Source organism: Bacillus chungangensis, assembly GCF_030812995.1.
In the GTDB taxonomy this organism is placed as follows: Bacteria; Bacillota; Bacilli; order Bacillales; family Bacillaceae_C; genus Bacillus_CF; species Bacillus_CF chungangensis.
The window spans coordinates 84,637-107,829 of sequence record NZ_JAUSTT010000010.1 but is presented as its reverse complement, the minus strand read 5'-3'; the positions used below and the strand labels follow the sequence as shown (position 1 = coordinate 107,829).

The following is a 23,193-nucleotide window of genomic DNA, read 5'->3' as shown; positions in this document are numbered from 1 at the left end:
AGGAAGATGAAGATGAAAGTAACAATTGCAGAAGTAAAGGATTACGTAGGCAAGGAAGTGACAATAGGGGTTTGGTTAACAAATAAACGAGCAAGTGGAAAGATCGCTTTTCTTCAGCTGCGTGATGGTTCTGGATTTATGCAGGCGGTCGTAACGAAAAGTGATGTTGACGAAAGCGTCTTTCAGCAAGCGAAATCTCTTTCACAAGAAACAGCATTTTATGCTACTGGCATCATCCAAGAAGATGCACGTTCACCATTTGGCTATGAAATGCTTTTAACTAATCTTCAAGTCATTAAGGAAGCAGTAGATTTTCCGATTACTCCAAAACAGCATGGAACAGAATTTTTAATGGATCATCGTCATTTATGGCTGCGTTCTAGAAAGCAGCATGCTGTTATGAAAATTCGTAATGAAATCATTCGTGCTACTTACGAATTTTTTAATGAAAATGGTTTTGTAAAAATCGACCCTCCAATATTAACAAGTAGTGCTCCTGAAGGAACGACAGAGCTCTTTCATACGAAGTACTTTGATGAGCATGCTTATTTATCTCAAAGTGGACAGCTATACTTGGAAGCAGCGGCAATGGCCTTCGGAAAAGTATTTTCATTTGGACCAACTTTTCGTGCAGAAAAATCAAAAACTCGTCGGCATTTAATCGAATTTTGGATGATCGAACCGGAAATGGCTTTTTATGAGTTTGAAGACAGCTTAGTCGTTCAAGAACAATACGTGGCCCATATTGTGCAATCAGTCGTTAAAAATTGCCGCTTAGAGTTAGATCGTTTAGGTAGAGATGTTGCAAAACTGGAAAAAATAACGGCACCATTTCCACGTATTACATATGATGAAGCGATTGAGTTTTTACATGAAAAGGGCTTTGACGATATTCAATGGGGAGACGATTTTGGCGCTCCTCATGAAACCGCGATTGCTGAAAATAACGAGAAGCCAATTTTCATTACCCATTATCCAACTGCAATTAAGCCATTTTACATGCAGACAGCTAAAGATAGGCCAGAGGTTGCGTTATGCGCTGATCTAATTGCCCCTGAAGGCTATGGAGAGATCATTGGGGGATCTGAACGGATTCATGACTATAAGCTGATGAAACAACGCATGGAAGAACACAATTTGCCACTAGAAGCATATCAATGGTACTTAGATTTATCAAAATACGGATCAGTTCCACACTCAGGATTCGGACTTGGTTTAGAAAGAACTGTGGCATGGATTTCTGGTGTCGAACATGTTCGCGAGACAATTCCATTTCCTAGACTTTTAAATCGCCTCTACCCATAATGTTATAACGAGGCCGTTGCTAAGAACGCATTATCTTCGTGTGAGATAATGCGTTCTTCTTTCTGGAAGAGATGAATGGACGAATGTTTACAGTAATAAAGTGAGGATAGAAGTTTTATCCCACATCTAACTGGCAGTAGACCCCCACCTCGGGGAGTAAGAGGAATCAAAGAAGTCTAGGTAGGGGATAACTGCCAATAAATGTCCGATTGGTTCGGGCTGACAGAATAAGGAAAGCATCTTGAACATCGCACGAAGAAAAAGTAATCTTCTGTTTCGAGGACGCCTGCGATCTTAGCATTTGTTCTACTTCTTATCAGTGGGGGATGAAAGAAAACCCCACTGATAGAAGTGTCTCTTTATGATGTGACAAGCTGGAAGCTCCTTTTCAAAACGTCATCATGATATACTAGAGTGGAGGTGGACAAGATGAAAAAGGATATGATGGTAGCTTGGATGGAAGAAGGAATGCTAGTTGTTCCGCAAATGCTAATGGCTAATTATCATAAGCTCGGCTTAAATGAAACAGAGCTTGTCATATTGCTGCAAATATTTTCTTTCATTGAAGAAGGAAAACATTTCCCGACATTAGAGGAAATTTCAGGAAGAATGACGATATCTTCGAGTGAGTGCTCGGATATTTTACGAAGATTGATTCAGAAGCAGTGTCTGACGATTGAAGAGGGCTATTCATCAGATCATATTCGATTTGAGAGCTATTCTTTAAAACCTTTATGGCATAAATTAGTAGATGAAATGATGTTATCTAAAAAAGAAAAACAATTTGAAGAGCAGTTAAAAAATGAAGAAAACTTATATACTACATTTGAACAAGAATTTGGCAGGCCATTATCTCCACTAGAATGTGAAACGTTAGCGATGTGGGTTGACCAAGATTTCCATGATGCAGCAATGATAAAATCAGCATTAAGAGAAGCGGTAATTGCTGGAAAACTAAACTTTCGCTACATAGATAGAATTTTATTTGAATGGAAAAAGAACGGAATTAAAACGATTGAACAAGCAAGACAATACGGAAAAAAATTTCATCAACAGCGTGTAAAATCGTCTGAAGTGAAAAAAAGTTCCAATATGGTACCGTTCTACAATTGGTTGGAGCAATAGACACTTTTGTTTGAAAAGGTTGTACAAATGTTCCTTTTAAAGAACACCATAGTGTTTTTTGCACTTCGTTCTTATCGGATATTTGCACACCACGTATTTAAGAGGGGGAAATTAAGTTGCTGACGAAATCGCAAATTCGTTATTGCTTGGATGAAATGGGGAAAATGTTTCCTCATGCGCACTGTGAGCTGCATCATTCCAATCCATTCGAGCTAGTTGTTGCTGTCTCGCTTTCTGCGCAATGCACAGACGCTTTAGTCAACAAAGTAACAGCTGCATTGTTTCAAAAATATCAAAAGCCAGAAGATTATTTAGCTGTATCATTAGAGGAACTACAAAACGATATCCGTTCTATCGGACTTTTTCGCAATAAAGCCAAAAACATTCGCAATATGTCACAAATGCTTATTGAAGAATATGGCGGTATCGTGCCTAATGACCGCGATGAGTTAATGAAGCTGCCAGGGGTGGGGAGGAAAACGGCGAATGTTGTCGTGTCTGTAGCTTTTGGAACACCAGCAATTCCAGTTGATACTCATGTCGAAAGGGTAAGTAAAAGGCTGGGATTCTGTCGTTGGAAAGATAGCGTTCTTGAAGTAGAAAAAACATTAATGAAGAAAATTCCGAAAGATGAATGGTCGATCACCCATCATCGTATGATTTTTTTTGGACGTTATCATTGTAAAGCGCAAAATCCTCAATGCGAAATTTGCCCGTTATTAGAAGTTTGTCGAGAAGGAAAAAAAAGAATGAAAAGGAAAGGGTAAAATGCTGAAAAAACCGATCACAATAAATATACCTGTTGAACTACAGGATCGGTTGTTTTATAAGGAAAACCAAACAACGATTCATCATAAGGGTATCTTTGAACCTCCTTATTTTAAGGAGGAGCTGCTTTTTTATCAAGGTCTTGACCATGTGGATTATTGGAATGATTTTCACCAGGTGCTTCCACAGCTGACAGCTGAGTGGGACAAAATAGATTCAGCATTAACGGAGCTGTTTGCTTCAAGACATCCAAATAGTCAATTTCGAATGGTAGATGGCATCGCTTTATTTTTTATGTTTTTGTTCTGGAGCAATGAGGAACCAGTACACTTGCAGGGATGGATGGAAAAAACGAAGCATTATGCAGTGAAGCCTGTTAACTTAGAGGAAAGATTACAGTTTATTTTAGCCCGGCCATTTTCCTATCCTGCTTTTCGACAGCTTTCGGCTCTCATGCTTGAACAACAAAAACGCATCGCAGTGAAAAGAACAAAAGAGAAACATCTACTGAACAACAAAAAGCCGTAGCACTATTCAGTGTTTACGGCTTTTTGTATTCAATAAAGCTGCTATTCGTTGTTTTCTGTTTCTCCTGAAGGAGTATCTTCTATATTAGAAGAACCATCTTCTTGATCGCCATTATTTCCCTCATTATCATTACCAGTATTTTGTTCTTCTTCATCTTCAGGTCTAGTAATAGGCGGACCTTCAGGCACCTCTATTGTTTCATCATCTGTTTCTTCTTCTCCCTCATCATCTTCAATCAAAGGAATTGTAATACTTGTACTAGCTGGATCGCTTTGCATATCGCCATCAATAGCAGCAACTGTAAAGGTATAGGTACTGCCTCTTTCTATGCTAGTAAATACGATAGATGTATCGCTTGTTCTTCCTATTTCCGGCAATTCTGTACCATCAACGGTTCCACTAACTTCGAACTCAATATCGCCTTCATCTGGATGGCTCCATTCTAACGTAATTTCCTCACGTTCTTCATCAAAAGTAGCAGTGACATTTGACGGTGCTTCCAACGTTTCAAATGTTTCCGATACGGCTGTTGGTTCTGTTCCTTTTACAAATAGTTCGGTAGAAATGCGGTCTTTTGGTGTATAGTCACTTGGTTTTTTAGGTGGATCAGTTCCAATTTCAATAGGGACTTCAACAACACTTTTTGGCATTTTAAAATCACGTGTTTCGATATTTTGTGAAATGTGACTAAATAAATTTTTAAAGAGTTGCTGAGCAATTTTTTGATCCTTTGATTTTATTGGTGTTGCTTTCTTATCATACCCAGTCCAAATCGCTGCTGTATAGTTTGTATTATAGCCTGCAAACCATGAATCAGGAACATCTCCATTTTGAATATTGTATTCTTTTTTTTCTTTTGTAGTGTAATTAGTCGTTCCCGTTTTGCCTGCAATATGGAGTCCAGGTACATTCGCTGTTTTACCTGTACCTTTTGTTAAAACATCTTTTAACATGTCGGTAACCATATAAGCTGTATAATCTTTCATAGCACTTTTTGCTTCTGGCGCTGTTTTAATTTCTGTTTCACCATCTCGAAGAACAATTTTTACAACCGCATGCGGCTCTGTATAAATCCCATTATTTCCGAATGCTGCATATGCCCCTGCCAACTCTAGCGGCGAAGCGCCTTCTCCACCACCAATGGAATAGGATTCATACATGTTTTTAAAGTGAATACCAATGTTGGCAGCAAAATCTTTCGCTTTTTCAGGCCCAACTTCTTGAAACGCCTTTAAGGCAGGAATATTTCTTGATTTATATAATGCTTCACGAATTGACATTGGACCTTGAGACTTGTTGTCATGGTTATTGATCTTAGTCCCATCAGAATAAGTATACGGTTCATCTACGATCCGCTGGCCTGTAGACCATTTTAAATGTTCAATTGCTGGCCCATAGTCTAACAATGGCTTCACTGTCGAACCAAGCTGACGGCTTTTTAGATCAGTTGCATAATTAAACCCTCTTTTTACTTCTTGATTTCGTCCGCCCCCTAGAGCGCGAATTTCTCCTGTTCCCGTTTCGATGAGCGCAATACCCGCCTGAAATTCATCGTCAGGGAATGCCACGATCTCATTAGAGTTCAGCATTTCTTCGGTATATTGTTGGGCATTCTGATCAAGCGTTGTATAAATTTTTAATCCATCACTATAAACATTATATTTCCCTGATTTTTCTACTTCGTGAATAACATGATCGACGAAGGAGTCATATTTGTATGGAGTCCCTTTTCGTTGATCTTCACTTAATAGTGTTTGTTCTACAGGAATTTGTTTCGCTTTTTCCATCTCTTCTTTTGTGATCTTTTTATGCTTATACATTAATGACAGTACAATATTCCTGCGTTTTTCAGCATTCTCTGGATTTTTAAAAGGGTTATATCTATTTGGACTTTGCGGCATTCCGGCTATTTGGGCAATCTCATGAAGTTCTAGATCTTTCAGTTCCCTTCCATAAAAATACTTGGCAGCAGTCTCCATTCCATATATATTACCGGACATCAATATTTTGTTAACGTACATTTCAAAAATTTCTTCCTTCGTATATTTCCTCTCTAATTGAAATGCCAGCCATGCTTCCTGGGCTTTGCGTTTCAATGTTTTTTCTGGATCCAAGAAAGAATTTTTTATTACTTGTTGCGTTAGTGTACTAGCACCTTCAGATCCGTATCCGCGTGTAATATTAGCAAGCACAGCCCCGGCAAAACGAATGATATCGAGGCCGTTATGTTTGTAAAAACGAGAATCTTCAGTAGCAAGCACTGCATCCTCAAGTAATTTCGGAATTTGATCATATTCAATATAGTCGCGGTTTTCAATTGCTAGGACAGTGAACAATTCTCCGTCTTTATCGTAAAGCTCAGAAGAGACAGGATCTATCAGTAGTGCATCGTCTAGTTTAGGTGCACTGCTTGCGTAATAAGCGAACAATCCAATTCCAGAAAGAAAGCACGCTAATCCAAGAAAAAAAACGGTTAGAAAAATTCTTTTAAAAATTGTTCCTGCCTTCGTTCTTTTTTTCTTTTTTGATTTCCCTGCTTGTTGTTGGCGTCTGCGTTCTTCACGACTTTTATAATTACTAGCCATCTCGCATTCCTCTCTTTCAAAAAATCAAATCAAGGTCTCATCACCACTTTAAGTGGTTCACAATTATTTGAAACCCTCGATGTCTTCGCTCGTTATCAGAGATGAATTGCAATCTTCATAATGAGCATTCTAATCAAGAAACATTTTGGTCGCTAAGGTTTTTCTAAACGAATGAAAACCAACTACCTTTCTTGTTGACTGGTCTAGAAAAGTGTTATCTATACCCAGCCTCTTTACAGCTGTGTTTCATATGCACGTGCTCATCCATTACTTTTTTGAACGTATAAAAGTACCGAATCTAACGATATTGTCCTCTAGTATTCTCCCATTATCAATGAATAACTACTTCTACAAGCGTTAGCCTTTAGTGACATTCTATTAATTTTACTAGCCTAAAAGAATATCAAAAATTATTTTAAGCGAAAAGTTTCTGCTTGACAATTTTTAAATAATCTAAACGGGGGTGGAATCCAATCGGAATGAGATGCCCTAATGTTTCTATCTCTGTTTTTTTTATAGATTTTCGTCCACCCATCTGCATTCTTTCCCAAAAAGCAATGACATGTTTGCCTTCCAGTAAATAAATTTCTTCCAACATCACAAACCTGACAATGACGAAGCAAATGCCATCTTGTTTTATTACTTGTTTCATATGCTCCATTTGGTGTGCATGAAAATTTTTTAAAGGAAAAGATGTCTTGTTTTTTGTTTCTTTTGCTTCAAAATCAATATATTTACCTTGATACACGCCATTATAGTCTGTTGTAGAAGGCTGCTTAAAATAAGCTTCTTTTATTACCGCACTGCTTCTTTGCGGGTAATCAACATGGACAATTTGTACAGGCGTTGGTTTCTTGTAAATAACAGCAATCCCATGTTGCAAATAATACTGATTTGTTTCATTTAAATCATCCTCTAATATCATGCCGCGATTACTGTAGGACATGTTTCTAGCTGTGGAAGATATTGTTTTGTTTTCCCTTGTTGGAATGTATTTTTTCCCATTGGGATAATGTAAGCTCATGAATGATCCACCTCACAAGCTAAATTATATCATAGCAGAAAAAAAGCAAGTTAGGTGATTAAAAAATTTCCATGAAGTTTACATCAATTATTTGGACGAATAATCGTTTTGTGAAGTTTCATTTCCTTTCTTGGAAAGTAGTTCGCTTAACGTTTAAAGATTGTCGAAACAATTAGGAGCGTCACTTTCTTTGGCGAATTGCTTCTAGTTTTGTCAAGCAAGCAGGTTGTACAAAAAGAAAAGCGAATATGTATGTTGAGATATAGTGAAACTTTTATCTTTTTCTATTAAAGAATCTCAAACTAAGAACACAACGTCCTTGAAAAACAAGTACTTTCTCTTCGTGAAATGTCTTCAATGAAGCTTTTCTTGTTTTATTGCAGTGATTAATGGATTAACTTTTAATCGACCTTGCCATTGGAAACTTATTTGCAGTTGGTAGCTAGCTGAAAAATAAGGAGGAGAGTTTATTGATTTCTAAAGAAGAAATGCTTTGTAGATTGACAAACATGCAGTTGCAGATAGGAGAAGTGGAGGCAAAAATGAAAACTTTGAGCACTGGCAGGAGGGAGAGTAGACAAATAAACGAATGGAAAAGGTATTATGTAATGGAGAAGCAAATTTCTGCCTTGGAGAAAGCGCTGTTGCAAAGTTCTTTTATGACAAAACGTTCGGAAATTGTAAGAAGAAGGGATGTTAGACTTGAAGTTAGCACCTAATATTTTTAAACTATAGAAGAATACAACTTTAAAGTGGCTTGACCAGCTACTTTTTTTTGTGCGAGAAAGGATGAGGCGATTGAAGAGTAAGGAGCCATTATATCACTATACATTGGCGCTCATACAATATAATCAAGATGCGATAAGCAAAAATAAAGTCGTTAGGGAAACGAAGGAAAAGGCTGATTTCTATAAGGAGGTGCATCCTTTTGTTACCGAAGTGAGAGAAGTATGTAGGAAATGGGAACCAATGGCAATAACGTGGGTGGAAAAATATCAACCAAAGCATTTACATCCAATCCAATTAAAAAATACAGCGGAAAATATGCAATTGATTGCTGTTCAAAGTTTTTTCCCGGAAACAAGCTTAAAAAGATTTCAAAATTATGTACGATCTGTCGATTACGTTCTTAAGCGCTTATTAGAAGAATTGCATAAGGAAAAGTAGCCCCACTTCTTGATGGAGGCAGGGCAAAAGTCTGTCTTTTATGTTTCTAACATTAACATAGTAAAAATAAAAATTATTCCGCTGATGTGATAGACTTTTGTGATTCAAGCTCACGAACAATACTGCGATATTCGTTTACATTGATTTCGTTACGAATATAAGCCTGTTTTGCAAACACCAATAATTCATTCAAACTTTCAACAGCATATTGTTTTTTTTGCATAAATTTTTCTTTAAGTTCGTGAACATTCATTTCTTTTTCCCCCTTTGCCTTTTTCCTATGTTAACATAAAAATACTTATTTTCTTTTTTTAAGAAAAGTTAGACTTTCGTCACAATTATGGGTTGATTTTTCAGGGAAATTACGTTAATGGTGTTCCTTAAATAAAGTAGAGAAAGATAAAACAACATCTAAAGGGATGAATATTTAATATTTTCAATGTAAAGCTACATAGAACTTTCTCTTTAGATGTTTTTTACTCTTAGGCTTTCACCCTTTTTTTCATGGAACATATTTTAGTAGTAGTGATATTTATAGTGAAGGAGTTGAGGAAGTGAATAATCTGCCCATAAATTATCAGCAATGGAATTGGCGCCCACCTTTGGATCGATGGCCTCAGGAAGCAGCGATTGTTCATCCCCATACACCATATTATCCATCACAATTTCCGATCCACCCCCCTTACCAAGGCTATCTAGCACCTGGGCAGCCACCTAATAACGGTCAATTTTACCAACCTAATCCGTCGCCTTATCATTATGGTCATCTATCTGCACCTGACATTTTTCAAAACCCGCTTCAACAAACAAAAAAACTGCCAATGGATAAGGGGGGAAATGAGCAGCTCTATCATCCGCAAATAAATCCGTATCCAAAACCGAACTATCCTCCGAAGCCAGCATTAAGTGGATGGAGCAGTGTGATGAATTCATTTAAAACACAAGATGGGACAATTGATTTTAATAAAATGGCTAATACTGCAGGCCAAATGATGAATGCTGTTACACAGGTTTCCTCAGTATTTAAAGGGATAGGCGGACTTTTTAAAACGTAGAGGCTGCCCGAAACGTATGTGTTATATAAGGGTCTACCTTCTCTTTTTACAATGGCACTGTATGAATCGATGGAGCTGTTTTCAATCAGCAGCACAATATTTAATGGCTGGAGTAATGAAAGTGGCCAGGGAGAATGTAAACATACTTAAAAGAGTGTCCCAATTTTATTTAGGGACACCCTTCTTTTAGCAAGGTGTTTAATAAATGTCAATACTTTTTCCTTTTAACTTTGGCAACACCAAAGTAAGCAGTCCATTTGTATAGTTCGCTTTTGCACGATTTTCATCAACAGGCACGTGGAGGGGAATCGTACGAGAAGTTTTTTGATAAGACTGTTTTTTTGCAAGGGTAGTATCTGTTTGATCCTTTTTCGTCATTATTTCACGATGTTGGACGGTAATGGCTACGGATCTTTGAAAAATGTCTATTTTAATTTGGTCTTTATTGATGCCTGGCAATTTTGCTGTAATAATATATTTTTCGTCAAGATTCTGCACATCGACGGGAAATCCATTAAGGAATGGAGCATGAAAAAAATCATCGATACTTTCCATAAAACCTCGTATCGGAGGCTCCGCAAAAAAATGCTGGATGGATTCCTTCCATTGTTGAAACAGATCATGTTCGGAAGGGGGGTGTCTTTTTTCTGGCAAGTTCTCTGACATTGCCCATCACTCCTTTTCTGTTATTTATCCCACTTCAAGCTACCTCAAGAGTGAAAGTAACTTGGAATGATATGAACAATTAGGAATAAACTTCATTCACATTTCTAATTTCTCATATCGTTACTCTTTCTCTAGTAAATAACCGACTATTCGGGAATACGACAAAGAAATACGAAGAAAAAGTGCACTTCTGTTCAATGACGCTGGATTTTTATCCTTGATACGCTTTTCATTAATAAGAAAAATCGCTGCTGATGAAAGTTTAAGCTTCTACCTATTTACTCGTACTGATTTCACACTATTCGCCATTCTAATCATGATTGTCCGGGCAATGCTTGATAAGACACAGGATGGGAAAGCATCGCTAGATTTTTAAGAACGCTTGTGTCAGCTGCAATTCTCTCCATATTGCATTGATGGTAGTGTCACTTTATTCTATGTAAAATAGAAAAATAAGTATCTTGTCTATATATAATATATAGTTTGTGCTATCTTCTTTAAACAATTGAAACGTTTGTTTCTGTAAGGTTGCTAGTATCATTAGATTAGAAATAGACTTGTAAGCATCGTTGCACTGCGAACATATGTTTATTATACTAATGTTATAGAGAGGAACGGAAATAATCCTGACGATTTAACATATCTAACTGGCGAGTCAAGACCCCCATCTCGGGGAGTAAGAGGAATCAGAAGCGCTAGGTGTGGGATAACTGAAAGTCAAATGTCCGATTGTATCGGGCTGACAGGATAAGGAAAACTTCTTGAATTAGCATCGCACGAAGAAAAAGCGGTTTTCTCTTTTTTCGAGGACGTTTTGATCTTAGCCTTTGTTCTACTTCTTATCAGTAGGGTATGAGAGATCTCCACTGATGGAAGTTTCACTTTATCGTTCATGTAGGATAAATGAGGTTGGTGGTGTTCTTATGCATAAGAGGGATCGAATAGATACATTAATAGAGAGGTTAAAGCAAGATGAACATGTCGTTTACTGGAGAGAAATTGCACCTGTAGCTGCAAATACAGTTCCATTTCCAGATGATCTTGACGAAAGGATAAAAGCAGCTCTACATAAAAAGGGGGTAGAAGCGCTTTATACACATCAGTTTAGCGCCTATAAAGCTGCAACATCAGGGAAACATGTTACAGCTGTTACCCCAACAGCTTCTGGAAAAACGCTTTGTTACCATTTACCTGTTCTGAATGAAATCACTCAGGACGAGACAAGCCGTGCACTGTATCTATTTCCTACAAAAGCATTGGCCCAAGATCAGAAATCAGACTTGAATGAGTTAATTAATGAGATGGGGATTTCCATCAAAAGTTATACGTACGATGGCGATACTTCTCCTAATATACGGCAAATTGTACGTAAAGCTGGCCATGTTGTGATTACAAATCCTGATATGCTTCATACAGCGATTTTGCCTCATCATACAAAATGGATATCACTCTTTGAGAATTTAAAATACATTGTAATTGATGAACTGCATACATATCGAGGAGTATTTGGAAGCCATGTTGCAAATGTAATAAGAAGATTAAAAAGAATTTGTGCATTTTATGGCAGTAAACCAACATTTATATGCACTTCAGCAACGATTGCAAATCCTAAAGAGCTTGCAGAACAATTAACTGGTGAAGAAATCACGCTTATTTCTAATAATGGTGCTCCTAGAGGCAAAAAGCATTTTGTATTTTATAATCCGCCTCTTGTCAATCGCGCTCTGAACATAAGGAAGAGTGCAACTGTAGAGGTTAATCGTTTAGCAAAAGAATTTCTCCGTAACAATATTCAAACGATTGTTTTTGCCCGCAGTCGTGTTCGAGTAGAGGTGATTTTAAGCCATTTGCAGGATTTGATCAAAAAAGATATTGGAAATGCAACGATTCGTGGATACCGAGGAGGCTATTTACCAAAACAAAGGCGAGAAATTGAAAAAGGACTGCGAGAAGGTTCGATAATTGGTGTCGTCAGTACAAATGCCTTAGAATTAGGGGTTGATATCGGCCAATTACAAGTTTGCATCATGACAGGATACCCTGGCACAATTGCAAGTACATGGCAGCAAGCAGGAAGAGCAGGACGCAGACAAGAGGAGTCTTTAACGATCATGGTCGCATCCTCAACACCAATTGATCAGTATATTGTCCAACATCCGGCTTACTTTTTTGATAAAAATCCAGAGTCTGCCCGCATCAATCCCGATAATTTAATTATCTTAGTGGATCACGTGAAATGTGCTGCATATGAACTGCCGTTTCAAGCTGGGGATCAATTCGGAAATGAACCCGTCGAAGAAATTCTTACTTTTTTAACGGAAGAAAAGGTGCTGCATCGTAAAAGTGATAGATGGTTTTGGGCAAACGAATCTTTTCCTGCACATCAAATCAGCTTGCGGTCAGCTTCTCAAGAAAACGTTGTAATCATTGATCAAACAATTACTGGCAGCCATCAGGTGATTGGAGAAATGGATCGTTTTAGTGCAATGACCCTGCTGCATAAAGAAGCGATTTATTTACATGAGGGAACGCAATATCAAGTTGAGTTGCTTGATTGGGAAGAGAAAAAAGCGTTTGTCCGCAAAGTAAATGTCGATTATTTTACAGATGCTAACCTTGCTGTCCAATTAAAAGTGCTAGAAATCGATAAATCACTGGAAAAAGAAACGGTGGCGGTTCATTATGGAGACGTTACTGTAAATGCACTTGCCACTATTTTTAAAAAAATAAAATTATCTACATTCGAGAATATTGGCTCCGGTCCCATACATTTGCCTGAAGAAGAACTGCATACGAGCAGTACTTGGCTTACTATTAAAGTACAAGAATTTGAACTTAAAAAACTTGAACAATTACTTGGCGGCATTTCCAACCTATTTAGAAATGTGATTCCACTTATTGTGATGTGTGATCGAAATGACGTACATGTAGTCCCACAAGTAAAAGCTGTTCATCATGGGCTGCCTACGATTTTTATGTATGACCGATATCCTGGTGGAATTGGCCTCGCAAAAGAAATATTTCATCGTATAGATGAAGTAGTCGCTATGGCAAATGACCTTGTCGTACATTGTCCATGTGAAGATGGCTGCCCATCTTGTATCGGCACAGAAATAGATATACCCGAGGCCAAAAAAACATGCACCTCACTTTTGCAAAACTTCTTTGCTTGTTAGCATAATTGAATGAGAAGAAAGATATAAAGTTTTTCCCACAACTTATATACATATGTTCAAGCTAAGAATGCAATGTCCTCAAAAACTTGTGATGTACGGCTGCTGAAGCTTTGGTTATCCTGTCGTCTCGAATGAATAGAAGTGAGAGGCGAAAAAGAATCTCATTTCTAGTAAAATGAGAATGTGAAACACAGATAAAAAGTGGCTTTTATCTTTGTACAGGTTAATTGTTTTCATTTTTGCTGTATGAAAAAATGAGGTGAATCGTGATGTCACTTAAACATAAATTGAATCGTTTTAAACAGCATATTATTCCTAAAAAACAAGAACTTTTATCGGAAATGGAGATTCCCCTGCAAGAAACAAATGATATTCCATTTCTAGAAGTGTGGCAAGAAGCGAATGTTATACCTTATTATGTCGGTCATGATTATTGTTTTATTCGGGAAAAACGCTACCATATCTCAGAACAGTATGGAAAATACAGCTTTCAAGACTATATACATGTCATGCAGCAATGGGATGATTTTGTAGGAGATCACCCACTATCAGCAAAAGGATTTGCATCAAGTGATTTATTTTTTTTTGATATTGAAACAACAGGACTAGGAGGCGGGGCAGGCAATACAATTTTTTTATTAGGGTATGCTAGGTGCGTTGATCAAGAAATCATTGTGAGACAGCACTTGCTGCCAGAGCCAGGACTAGAAATTCCGCTTTACGCAAGCTTTTTAGAACAAGTTGATTATACCACCCTCGTTACTTATAATGGGAAAAGTTTTGATTGGCCGCAAGTAAAGACGCAGCATACGCTAATTCGTGAACATGTACCAAAGCTGCCTGCTTTTGGACATTTTGACTTATATCATGCAGCAAGACGATTATGGAAACACCAGCTTTCATCAGTAAAACTTGCACATGTTGAAAAAGAGATTCTTGGCATTACTAGAAAAGACGATGTTCCTGGATATTTAGCACCGATGATCTATTTTGATTTTGTAGACAGAAAAAATCCTGAAGGAATCTTAAAGATAATGGAACATAATGAAAAGGACATTTTGGCTTTAATGACTCTATACACACATTTGTCCTTACAAATTCAGCAAACTGATCCTCAGCAAACGACAGAACAAAAAGTGTTAATTGGCAAATGGTTTCAAGCGATCGGAGAGAATAAAACGGCGATTTATACTTTTCAGGAAGCCGCCAAAGCAGAAAATATCGAAGCAAAGCATCAGCTGGCTTTTTATTATAAACAGAATAAAAGATATGAAGAAGCGCGAAGACTATGGGAAGAAGTTGCGGAAAAAGGAAGTTTGTCTTTCCAAAAGCAGGCAAGCATAGAACTTGCTAAACTAATGGAACACCAATTTAAGCAAATTGATCTTGCAATTAAATGGACAGAAAAAGGAATAGCTATTGAGAAATTATCCCCAATGAAAACAAGAAAGCAGCAAGAACGTTTTATCCAGCAAGCATCTAAACGTTTAAACAGATTACAAAAAAAGTCTGCCAAAAGGGGATGAATCATTATCAATGCTAGGAATGTCAAGTTTTTTAGTCTCTCCATTAGGAAAGAAAATATGAAGTAAAGTATCGTAAAAGAAAGCCACTTTTTTTTGCGATCTACGTTAAGAAGATATCCTTATGATGTAGACCAAGCAATGAGAAAGTTAGAGGGTGAAAAAGCTTATTTCCTTTTCGAAGTGAAAGTGGGAAATAGACAAATTGATTATTTCCTGGGCAAGCGCAAAAAGCGACGATTTCTTTCTCTATTTTAAAAAAGAGTGTCGACTCTTGAAAAAACAGAAGGAGAAAATACGATAGCGTATGTCTGGTTAAAATACATCAATAGTTGGGTTCAAAAATAGGTTTTTTCATTAGTACATGTTGTATAGAAAAGTCATAGGCTATTATTGAATCTGATAAATCTGTCATGAAAGGAGAACAAAATAATGTATTCTCACTGTGGACCGACTGTTCTGCCTGCTGTTGTACATCCAACTAAATGCTGTGTTAATAATACGTATCAAAAATTTATTGTTCCACATATACATCCAAGCCATACAACAAATGTAAATCACACTCTTTATCAACATCAACATTATTTCCCTCATACAGAATCTGCTGTAAGTGATGTGAAGAGTCAACATTTGCTGTGTGGGCCTAGACCGAAGTGTCCTCCGTATGGATGGGGCAGGTAAAAAAAGGTTGTCGTATTAAATGTCATGCAAGGGTGAATAGTTTATATCACCCTTGTTTTATTTTAAACTGCCACTAATGATGAGGAAGTGTTTATGTGAAAAAAGTCGCCTTCGTTACAGGATATAAACCTTATGAGATCGGTATATTTAAAAATACACAACCGGAAGTTTATTATATTAAAAAAGCAATTGAAAAGGAATTAAAACAATTATGCGAAGAAGGTTTGGAATGGGTTATTATTTCTGGTCAATTAGGTACAGAGCTTTGGGCTGCAGAAGTTGTAATGGAGCTTCAAGCGGAGTATAGACAGCTCAAGCTAGCTGTGTTAACCCCATTTCTAGACCAAGAAAAGAGATGGAATGAGGACAACCAATCACTGTATGAAACCGTTATTGCCCATGCTGATTATGTGGATGCTATTTCAAAACGCCCTTACGAAGGGCCGCAGCAATTTCGCAACAAAAATAATTTTTTACTGCAAAAAAGCGATTGTCTTGTTATTGTCTATGATGAGGAGCATGAGGGACATGTAAAATACTTATTAGAAAGCGCTAAAAAACAACAGTATCATGCTGATTATACAATTCATATGATTGATTTTTATAGCTTGCAAATGATTGCTGAGGAAGAAGCATGGATGAAGGAGCTTCAACAAGATACAAGTATGTGAGCATTTTGTGAACAATTTATCCCACATCTAACTGGCAAAATCAAGCCCCCCATTTTGGTAGTAAGAGAAATAAAAGAAGTCTAAGTAGGGGTAACTGAAAGCTAAATGTCCGATTGGTTCGAGCCGACAGGATAAGGAAAGCTTCGGCAGTGTTTCATCGCACGAAGAAAAAGGAAGAAAAAGCGGGTTTCCTTTTTCGAGGACGACGCGCTTTTAGCTTGAGATCCTTTGTATAGGGGATGAAGAAAACCCCCACTCATGGAAGCTTCAATTTATTTTTTAAACAATACGGCAGAAAATCATTTGAAAAATGGAGATGAAAATTGACAAAACAACGTTTTTTTGAAAGAATACTATATAAGGTTTTGTAAATGTTGAGGTGATGTCTTGGATGTTATCTGATAAAATAAATTTAACAGCAAAAGATATTTTGGAAAAAGAATTTAAAACAAGTATGCGTGGGTATAATCAAGAAGAAGTGGATAAGTATTTAGATCTTATCATTCAGGATTATGAAAGTTTTTATCAAATAGTTGAAGAACTAAAACAGGAAAATGCTCGTTTAAAAAAATCAGCGGAAGAAACAGTGCGCCGCCAGCCTCCACAGCCGGCAGGTACAACAAATTTTGATATTTTAAAACGGTTATCAAATTTAGAGAAGCATGTTTTCGGCAATAAATTGTATGAGTGAGGAATCCTCTATTTTTAAATGGAGGAGTATGAGTTCTGTCTAATTTTGTTAAAGAAGTTAAATGATTACCCTTGATATATTGAATGCTTTTGCATATAATAGATCTTTGGGAAGTGAAAATAACGTTTGGGTAATCGCTGCGGCAGCAATGCCGTAGAGGAAAGTCCATGCTCGCACGGTGCTGAGATGCCCGTAGTGTTCGTGCCTAGCCAAATCATAAGCTAGGGCAGTCTGGTTTTATTACTGGATTGACGGCAGAAAAAACACCTAAGTTCTTTGGAATATGGTGTCAGTATCTTGAAAGTGCCACAGTGACGAAGCTTTGAAAGAAATTTCAAAGGTGGAACGAGGTAAACCCCGCGAGCGAGAAACTCAAATAATGGTAGAGGCATTCTTCCTGAGGAATTCAACAATGGAAGAGACAGGCTGACTTTTCAACCTGTAGATAGATGATTACCGCCGGAGTACGAGATTATCCTATATCGCTTGAAGTACAATGGAACAGAACATGGCTTATAAAACGTTATTTTAGGACAAACTAACAACAAATGCTCTCCTTAAAAAAAGGAGAGCATTTGTTGTTAGATTTCTACATATATAAAACGGTTAGCATTAGGCTTGCTATTTACTGGGCACGTGAGGGCACATGGAAGCATTACTTACATAAATAGAAAAATATATCATTCGAAAGACAAATGCATGTACCGTTCAACGGATTTCTCATATATACTGTTCAATTTTTTTTGCCAATCAGAAGATTGAGAAAAATGTTATCTCTTATCTTCATAAATACTTATTGCTTTTGATTTCACTTGAATTCAGGTTTATAATCGTCGATTAAATATGGGATATAGGGAGGTAAAGATGGGAAATTATACAATAGTCGCAACTGCTGCGATGGGGCTAGAAGCATTGGTTGCAAAGGAAGTAAGGGATCTTGGCTATGAATGTCAAGTGGATAATGGAAAGATTGTTTTTCAAGGAGATGAAAAAGCAATTGCCCGCTGTAATTTATGGCTGCGAACAGCGGATAGAGTGAAAATCATCATAGGTTCATTTAAGGCCACTACTTTTGATCAGCTTTTTGAACAGACAAAGGCGTTGGCTTGGGAAAATTTTTTACCTGAAAATGCAACTTTTCCTGTGCAGGGTAAATCTGTGAAATCAACGCTTTATAGCGTATCTGATTGCCAAGGCATTGTGAAGAAAGCGATTGTCAACCGTTTACAATCAAGCTATCGGCGACATACTTGGCTAGAGGAAACGGGGCCGCTTTTTAAAATTGAAGTAGCTCTTTTAAAGGACATTGTTACTTTAACACTAGATACGAGTGGTGCTGGGCTGCATAAACGCGGTTATCGGGTTGGACAAGGGGAGGCGCCAATCAAGGAAACATTAGCTGCTGCTCTAGTTCAGCTTACGAATTGGCATCCTGATCGACCTTTTATTGATCCCGTTTGCGGTTCTGGGACTATTGCGATAGAAGCTGCTCTTTTAGGACAAAATATTGCTCCAGGATTCAACCGTTCTTTTGTCTCAGAAACATGGCCATGGATACATAGGGAAATATGGGATGAAGCAAGGCAAGAAGCAGAGGATTTAGCAAATTATGATCAACCGCTTACGATTCAAGGGTCAGATATTGATCATCACATGGTTGAAATTTCTAAAGCAAATGCAAGTGAAGCAGGATTAAGTGATTTAATTGATTTTAAACAGATGCAGGTAAAAGACCTTCGCTCACATTTGGAATATGGCGTTATTGTTGGCAATCCACCATATGGGGAGAGAATCGGAGATCGACCCCAAGTAGAACAACTGTATAAAGATATGGGAACAACTTTCGCTAAACTCGAAACATGGTCTATTTATATTTTGACTGCATATGAAGCGTTTGAAAAATGCTACGGAAAAAAAGCAACAAAAAAACGCAAGCTATTCAATGGTTTTTTACGAACAGATTTATACCAATATTGGGGGCCAAGGCCTCCAAGGCAACAGTAATATAGGTGAATAAAGCTCCTTCCCTCTGTATATAATGAATATCATATCTATTCAAAAAGGGCTGAAACAGGGCCGAACTTTTTGAACTAATCGAACAGAGAAGGAGTTTTCTAATGGGAAGATCAATGATGGAATTCGAACGTATTTTAAAAGCACTTCACCATACTGCACAAATATTACAACAAGACGCCGAACAATCCGAAGCTGCAGCTGTACGACTTGGTGAAGCACAATTATCTTTTCAACAAGCGATGGACTATGTGTTAAAACAAGGGAATCTTTATTAGGTTATTATTTTCTTCGCAGCTACTAGTTAGAAGCAAACTTGAAAAAACGGATATGTAAGAACATGAGGGTAACCTTAGTGAAAGGTTACCCTCCATGTATTTTTAATGTGACAAATTCCCACTGAACAGATTTTGTTTATAAATGTACAGATATGGCTTATACCCACCGCATTTCGGCTTATAAGAGTAGACTCTGTAAATAACTGCAGCAACTTGGCTTATAAAAACGTTATTTCGGCTTATAACCGCAGCGACCGCTTATACCTGAATAGATTTGACTTATAATGGACACATTTCACTAGAACTATATCAACAGACACATTCTGGATTGAATGAGGAGGAAAAGTAAAGAATGCAGCAGTCATTGCCGTTTCCTATTACAAAAGCAAATTCTTTTTATCAAAGTATGGCAAATTGGATTGCCGATGTATTTTATGATATTTTACCAGAAAAAGGTTTCGAATTAAGAGATGAACAAATATTTATGGCTTTTCAATTAGAAAAAGCCTTTAAGGATAAGAAGGTGATATTTGCTGAGGCAGGTGTTGGAACTGGAAAAACGATCGTTTATCTTCTTTATGCACTTAGCTACGCACGATACGTTGGCAAGCCGGCAATCATTGCTTGTGCGGACGAAACGCTTATTGAGCAGCTTGTAAAAAAAGAGGGTGACATTCAAAAATTAGAGAAAGCTCTAAATCTCGAAATCGATGTTAGACTTGCCAAATCAAGAGATCAATATGTATGTTTAAAAAAACTAGAACGTGCGATGTTGGATTCTGACGATGCATGGTTAAAAAACGTCTATGCTAAGATTCCAGATTTCGTCTATCAAACGCATTCTATGACAAGCTACGAAAAGTATGGGGATCGAAAGGATTATCCTTTATTAACAGAGAAGGAATGGCAGCGTATTTCCTGGGACTCATTACAAGATTGTTTTACTTGTGATATTCGTCACCGATGTGGTCAAACATTACATCGGGATGCTTATCGCAAAGCAACTGATTTTATTATTTGTTCTCAAGATTTCTATATGGAACATATTTGGACGAAAGAATCTCGAAAGCGTGAAGGGCAGTTGCCGCTACTGCCTGAGGAAAGCTGTGTTGTATTTGATGAAGGGCATTTATTAGAATTTGCTAGTCAAAAAGCAATGACCTATCGGATCAAGGTGCAGACAGTTGAAACTTTACTGACTAATTTCATGCAAAACGACATGCGTGAAGAGACACTGAATTTGATTGAGCAAGTACTAGAGTTAAATAACATTTGGTTTCAATTGCTCATGAAAGCAACAGTACCAGTGGATGGCTCCAATCGACTGAAACTGAAAAAAACACCATCAATCATTAATGTAACAAAGCAGCTATACGATAGCATACAGCAGTTAACAGAAGCACTTGTTTTTGAATCTGAACTATTTCAAATTGATCATTATGATTTACATATTGTGGAGGAATATTTAGAGCAAATGCTATATTCCCTGCAACTCCTAATTGTAGAGAATAAAGGGATTCATTGGATGGAGGAGGAAGGAGAAGAACGAACACTTGTCATGATGCCGAGATTAGTCGAAGAAGTATTAGAAGAAAAAGTATTCTCGAAAAAGATTCCCTTTATTTTCTCTTCTGCAACATTATCAACAGACAATAATTTTACATATTTAGCCCAAAGCCTTGGCATTCATGAATATGAAAGTTTTTCTGTTGATTCGCCATTCGATTATGAGAAGCAAATGGAGGTTTATCTACATAAAAATAAGGAAAGTAAAGTTGAAAAGTGGGACACATTTATAGATATCATGCTTGCAGCTGGCGGGCGGACTTTAGTACTTTTTCGTTCTGAAGCAGACATGATGGCATTTCAAGCATATGCCAAAGAAAAGCAAGTCCATCAACTTGTTCTATTATTTGAAGGAGAAAGAGAAATAAGCAATCTTGTCAAGCAGTTTCAAGAACAGGAAGAAACAGTTCTGTGTGCGTATCACCTTTGGGAGGGGCTGGACATTCCTGGATCAACCTTGTCTAATGTTATAATCGATTCTTTGCCATACCCACCATCTGATCCAGTTTTTGAAGCAAAGCGAAGCGGGTACTCATCTCCATTTACAGAAGTGGACATTCCTTACATGCTTTTAAAGCTTCGACAAGGAATGGGACGGTTAATTCGAACGTCAACAGATACTGGCACCATTCATCTTTGGTTGACGGAGTACGAAAGCACGGTGCTTTTGCCAACGATACAAACATCATTTTTTAAAGCAGCTCAATTTGTATCATCATGACTATCTTTTTAACTGTAAAATATGGTAAAATTTCAGTATAATGCAGTTTTTAGATTTAATGAATGGAGGTTAGTACATGGAAGAGCAAATAAAAGAAATCGAAAAAGCATTTTTAACCTATGTAAAAAAAATGAGTGCTTATCAGGAAGCACTCGCATTAATATATTGGGATTTAAGAACAGGCGCTCCTAAAAAAGGAATTGGTCAACGTTCCCAAGTCATCGGCCTTTTGTCATCTGAAGTATTCCAGATGTCAACATCAGAGGAAATGGCAGCATTTATAGCAAATTTATCTGGTGCAGAAAATGAGCTGTCTGACATAACAAAGAAGACGCTACAAGAATGTAAGAAGGAATACGATCGCAATAAAAAAATTCCTCGTGAAGAGTATGAAGAATATGTTGTCTTACAATCTCAAGCAGAGAGTGTTTGGGAGGAAGCACGCGAAAAAAGTGATTTTAGCCTATTTCAGCCTTATCTGGAAAAGCTAGTGGCATTTAATAAAAAGTTTATTGACTATTGGGGATACGAAGGCAATAAGTATAATACACTGCTTGATATGTATGAACCTGGTGTGACGGTTGAGATGCTGGATCAAGTATTTGGACAGCTGCGCGAAGAAATTGTTGCGCTCGTAAAAGAAATTGCTGCTTCGCCGAATAAACCAGATACATCATTTTTGCATAAGCCATTCCCTAAAGAACAACAAAAAGCATTTAGTTTAAAAGTGATTGAAAAGTTGGGCTATGATTTTCAAGCTGGCCGCTTAGACGACACTGTTCATCCTTTTGCTATCGGTATTAATCCTGGTGATGTACGAATTACAACAAGATATGACGAGAACGATTGGCGTATGGCAGTATTCGGTACAATTCATGAATGTGGGCATGCACTTTACGAACAGCATATCTCTAAAGAATTGATTGGCACACCGCTTTGTACTGGAACGTCAATGGGAATTCATGAATCACAATCTTTATTCTATGAAAATATACTTGGCAGAGACTACTCTTTCTGGAAGCATCATTATGATAGCTTAAAAGCTCATGCAGCAGGTCAATTTGATCATGTCTCTCTTGAAGAATTTTATCGTGGAATCAACGAATCAAAAGCTTCATTGATTCGCATAGAGGCAGATGAATTAACGTATCCACTTCATATCATTATTCGCTATGAAATCGAAAAAGGTTTATTTAATGATGAGATTGAGGTGAAAGATTTACCAAAGATTTGGAATGACAAATACGAAGAGTATTTAGGCATTAGGCCAACAACCGATAAAGAAGGCGTCCTTCAAGATGTTCATTGGGCCGGCGGCAGTTTTGGCTATTTTCCATCTTATGCACTTGGCTATATGTATGCAATGCAATTTAAAAATAAAATGCTAGAGGATCTGCCTCATTATGATGAACTTCTAGAGAACGGGGATTATGGTCCGATTCGTGAATGGTTATCAAACCATATTCACCAGTACGGCAAACTAAAAAAACCATTGGAAATTTTAGAGAGTGTCACTGGTGAGGGATTGAATGCTAGTCATTTGATTACATATCTAAAAGATAAATTTCAAAAAATTTATCGTTTATAGATGCAATTTCTTGTATCATCATGGACTACTAGCACTTACGAAGAAAGGGTGGCACAATCGAT

The 23,193-nt window shown here is 37.3% G+C and carries 20 protein-coding genes and 1 other RNA gene; 17 read left to right on the top strand and 4 right to left on the bottom strand.

What is annotated here, in order from left to right:
• Window positions 1–12 precede the first annotated feature (12 nt).
• The 4 genes from asnS to J2S08_RS09975 all read left to right on the top strand — a co-directional run bounded on the left by asnS (window position 13) and on the right by J2S08_RS09975 (window position 3,726).
• Complete coding sequence (gene asnS, locus J2S08_RS09990) at window positions 13–1,305, top strand: asparagine--tRNA ligase (protein ID WP_307229110.1); 1,293 nt, start codon at window positions 13–15, stop codon at window positions 1,303–1,305.
• Between the two features lie 429 nt (window positions 1,306–1,734).
• Complete coding sequence (locus J2S08_RS09985; RefSeq protein ID WP_307229107.1) at window positions 1,735–2,430, top strand: DnaD domain-containing protein; 696 nt, start codon at window positions 1,735–1,737, stop codon at window positions 2,428–2,430.
• Window positions 2,431–2,546: 116 nt separating this feature from the next.
• Complete coding sequence (gene nth / locus J2S08_RS09980; protein ID WP_307229106.1) at window positions 2,547–3,197, top strand: endonuclease III; 651 nt, start codon at window positions 2,547–2,549, stop codon at window positions 3,195–3,197.
• A gap of 1 nt (window position 3,198) precedes the next feature.
• On the top strand, window positions 3,199–3,726 hold the full coding sequence (locus J2S08_RS09975; RefSeq protein ID WP_307229104.1) for a YpoC family protein: 528 nt from the start codon (window positions 3,199–3,201) through the stop codon (window positions 3,724–3,726).
• Window positions 3,727–3,767: 41 nt separating this feature from the next.
• Here the strand turns inward: J2S08_RS09975 and J2S08_RS09970 are convergent, their stop codons facing one another.
• Window positions 3,768–6,311 carry a penicillin-binding protein 1A gene (locus tag J2S08_RS09970; protein ID WP_307229102.1) on the bottom strand — a complete coding sequence of 848 codons (2,544 nt, stop codon included), beginning with the start codon at window positions 6,309–6,311 and terminating at the stop codon, window positions 3,768–3,770.
• Between the two features lie 415 nt (window positions 6,312–6,726).
• Window positions 6,727–7,335, bottom strand: a complete 609-nt coding sequence (recU, locus tag J2S08_RS09965) for a Holliday junction resolvase RecU (RefSeq protein WP_307229100.1) — start codon at window positions 7,333–7,335, stop codon at window positions 6,727–6,729.
• A gap of 470 nt (window positions 7,336–7,805) precedes the next feature.
• Here recU and J2S08_RS09960 point away from each other — a divergent pair, with 470 nt between their 5' ends.
• On the top strand, window positions 7,806–8,054 hold the full coding sequence (locus J2S08_RS09960) for a hypothetical protein (RefSeq protein ID WP_307229098.1): 249 nt from the start codon (window positions 7,806–7,808) through the stop codon (window positions 8,052–8,054).
• Window positions 8,055–8,133: 79 nt separating this feature from the next.
• Complete coding sequence (locus J2S08_RS09955; RefSeq protein WP_307229096.1) at window positions 8,134–8,502, top strand: YppE family protein; 369 nt, start codon at window positions 8,134–8,136, stop codon at window positions 8,500–8,502.
• A 73-nt stretch (window positions 8,503–8,575) separates the two neighbouring features.
• Here the strand turns inward: J2S08_RS09955 and yppF are convergent, their stop codons facing one another.
• Window positions 8,576–8,755 carry a YppF family protein gene (gene yppF, locus J2S08_RS09950; RefSeq protein ID WP_307229094.1) on the bottom strand — a complete coding sequence of 60 codons (180 nt, stop codon included), beginning with the start codon at window positions 8,753–8,755 and terminating at the stop codon, window positions 8,576–8,578.
• 301 nt (window positions 8,756–9,056) lie between these two features.
• Here yppF and J2S08_RS09945 point away from each other — a divergent pair, with 301 nt between their 5' ends.
• Window positions 9,057–9,557 (top strand): YppG family protein, encoded by a 501-nt coding sequence (locus tag J2S08_RS09945; RefSeq protein WP_307229092.1) that lies wholly within the window; start codon window positions 9,057–9,059, stop codon window positions 9,555–9,557.
• A gap of 198 nt (window positions 9,558–9,755) precedes the next feature.
• Here the strand turns inward: J2S08_RS09945 and J2S08_RS09940 are convergent, their stop codons facing one another.
• Window positions 9,756–10,223, bottom strand: coding sequence for an Hsp20/alpha crystallin family protein (locus J2S08_RS09940; protein ID WP_307229091.1), 468 nt, complete (start codon window positions 10,221–10,223; stop codon window positions 9,756–9,758).
• A 923-nt stretch (window positions 10,224–11,146) separates the two neighbouring features.
• On the opposite strand from J2S08_RS09940, the gene J2S08_RS09935 reads away from it, so the two are divergent.
• The 10 genes from J2S08_RS09935 (at window position 11,147) to J2S08_RS09890 (ending at window position 23,131) form a co-directional block, all read left to right on the top strand.
• Window positions 11,147–13,399, top strand: a complete 2,253-nt coding sequence (locus J2S08_RS09935; RefSeq protein ID WP_307229089.1) for a DEAD/DEAH box helicase — start codon at window positions 11,147–11,149, stop codon at window positions 13,397–13,399.
• A 269-nt stretch (window positions 13,400–13,668) separates the two neighbouring features.
• Window positions 13,669–14,925, top strand: a complete 1,257-nt coding sequence (locus tag J2S08_RS09930; protein WP_307229087.1) for a ribonuclease H-like domain-containing protein — start codon at window positions 13,669–13,671, stop codon at window positions 14,923–14,925.
• A 429-nt stretch (window positions 14,926–15,354) separates the two neighbouring features.
• Window positions 15,355–15,603, top strand: a complete 249-nt coding sequence (locus J2S08_RS09925) for a spore coat protein (protein WP_307229084.1) — start codon at window positions 15,355–15,357, stop codon at window positions 15,601–15,603.
• A 95-nt stretch (window positions 15,604–15,698) separates the two neighbouring features.
• A complete protein-coding gene (locus J2S08_RS09920) occupies window positions 15,699–16,274 on the top strand; it encodes an SLOG family protein (RefSeq protein WP_307229082.1) in 576 nt (191 codons plus the stop codon).
• A 391-nt stretch (window positions 16,275–16,665) separates the two neighbouring features.
• A complete protein-coding gene (gene gpsB / locus J2S08_RS09915) occupies window positions 16,666–16,965 on the top strand; it encodes a cell division regulator GpsB (protein WP_307229080.1) in 300 nt (99 codons plus the stop codon).
• Window positions 16,966–17,087: 122 nt separating this feature from the next.
• Window positions 17,088–17,486, top strand: an RNA gene (rnpB, locus tag J2S08_RS09910) — RNase P RNA component class B.
• A gap of 343 nt (window positions 17,487–17,829) precedes the next feature.
• Complete coding sequence (locus J2S08_RS09905; RefSeq protein WP_307229078.1) at window positions 17,830–18,969, top strand: THUMP domain-containing class I SAM-dependent RNA methyltransferase; 1,140 nt, start codon at window positions 17,830–17,832, stop codon at window positions 18,967–18,969.
• Window positions 18,970–19,082: 113 nt separating this feature from the next.
• Complete coding sequence (locus J2S08_RS09900) at window positions 19,083–19,256, top strand: hypothetical protein (protein WP_307229076.1); 174 nt, start codon at window positions 19,083–19,085, stop codon at window positions 19,254–19,256.
• Between the two features lie 352 nt (window positions 19,257–19,608).
• Entirely contained in the window at window positions 19,609–21,543 is a 1,935-nt protein-coding gene (locus tag J2S08_RS09895) for an ATP-dependent DNA helicase (RefSeq protein ID WP_307229074.1), read from the top strand.
• A gap of 76 nt (window positions 21,544–21,619) precedes the next feature.
• A complete protein-coding gene (locus J2S08_RS09890) occupies window positions 21,620–23,131 on the top strand; it encodes a carboxypeptidase M32 (RefSeq protein WP_307229072.1) in 1,512 nt (503 codons plus the stop codon).
• Window positions 23,132–23,193: the final 62 nt, after the last annotated feature.

Excerpts from the sequence above, each read along its gene's own strand:
- asnS (WP_307229110.1), top strand. The coding sequence starts at position 13 with ATGAAAGTAACAATTGCAGAAGTAAAGGATTACGTAGGCAAGGAAGTG.
- J2S08_RS09985 (WP_307229107.1), top strand. The coding sequence starts at position 1,735 with ATGAAAAAGGATATGATGGTAGCTTGGATGGAAGAAGGAATGCTAGTT.
- J2S08_RS09975 (WP_307229104.1), top strand. The coding sequence starts at position 3,199 with ATGCTGAAAAAACCGATCACAATAAATATACCTGTTGAACTACAGGAT.
- J2S08_RS09970 (WP_307229102.1), bottom strand. The coding sequence starts at position 6,311 with ATGGCTAGTAATTATAAAAGTCGTGAAGAACGCAGACGCCAACAACAA.
- recU (WP_307229100.1), bottom strand. The coding sequence starts at position 7,335 with ATGAGCTTACATTATCCCAATGGGAAAAAATACATTCCAACAAGGGAA.
- yppF (WP_307229094.1), bottom strand. The coding sequence starts at position 8,755 with ATGAATGTTCACGAACTTAAAGAAAAATTTATGCAAAAAAAACAATAT.
- J2S08_RS09940 (WP_307229091.1), bottom strand. The coding sequence starts at position 10,223 with ATGTCAGAGAACTTGCCAGAAAAAAGACACCCCCCTTCCGAACATGAT.
- J2S08_RS09935 (WP_307229089.1), top strand. The coding sequence starts at position 11,147 with ATGCATAAGAGGGATCGAATAGATACATTAATAGAGAGGTTAAAGCAA.
- J2S08_RS09930 (WP_307229087.1), top strand. The coding sequence starts at position 13,669 with ATGTCACTTAAACATAAATTGAATCGTTTTAAACAGCATATTATTCCT.
- J2S08_RS09925 (WP_307229084.1), top strand. The coding sequence starts at position 15,355 with ATGTATTCTCACTGTGGACCGACTGTTCTGCCTGCTGTTGTACATCCA.
- gpsB (WP_307229080.1), top strand. The coding sequence starts at position 16,666 with ATGTTATCTGATAAAATAAATTTAACAGCAAAAGATATTTTGGAAAAA.
- J2S08_RS09905 (WP_307229078.1), top strand. The coding sequence starts at position 17,830 with ATGGGAAATTATACAATAGTCGCAACTGCTGCGATGGGGCTAGAAGCA.
- J2S08_RS09900 (WP_307229076.1), top strand. The coding sequence starts at position 19,083 with ATGGGAAGATCAATGATGGAATTCGAACGTATTTTAAAAGCACTTCAC.
- J2S08_RS09895 (WP_307229074.1), top strand. The coding sequence starts at position 19,609 with ATGCAGCAGTCATTGCCGTTTCCTATTACAAAAGCAAATTCTTTTTAT.
- J2S08_RS09890 (WP_307229072.1), top strand. The coding sequence starts at position 21,620 with ATGGAAGAGCAAATAAAAGAAATCGAAAAAGCATTTTTAACCTATGTA.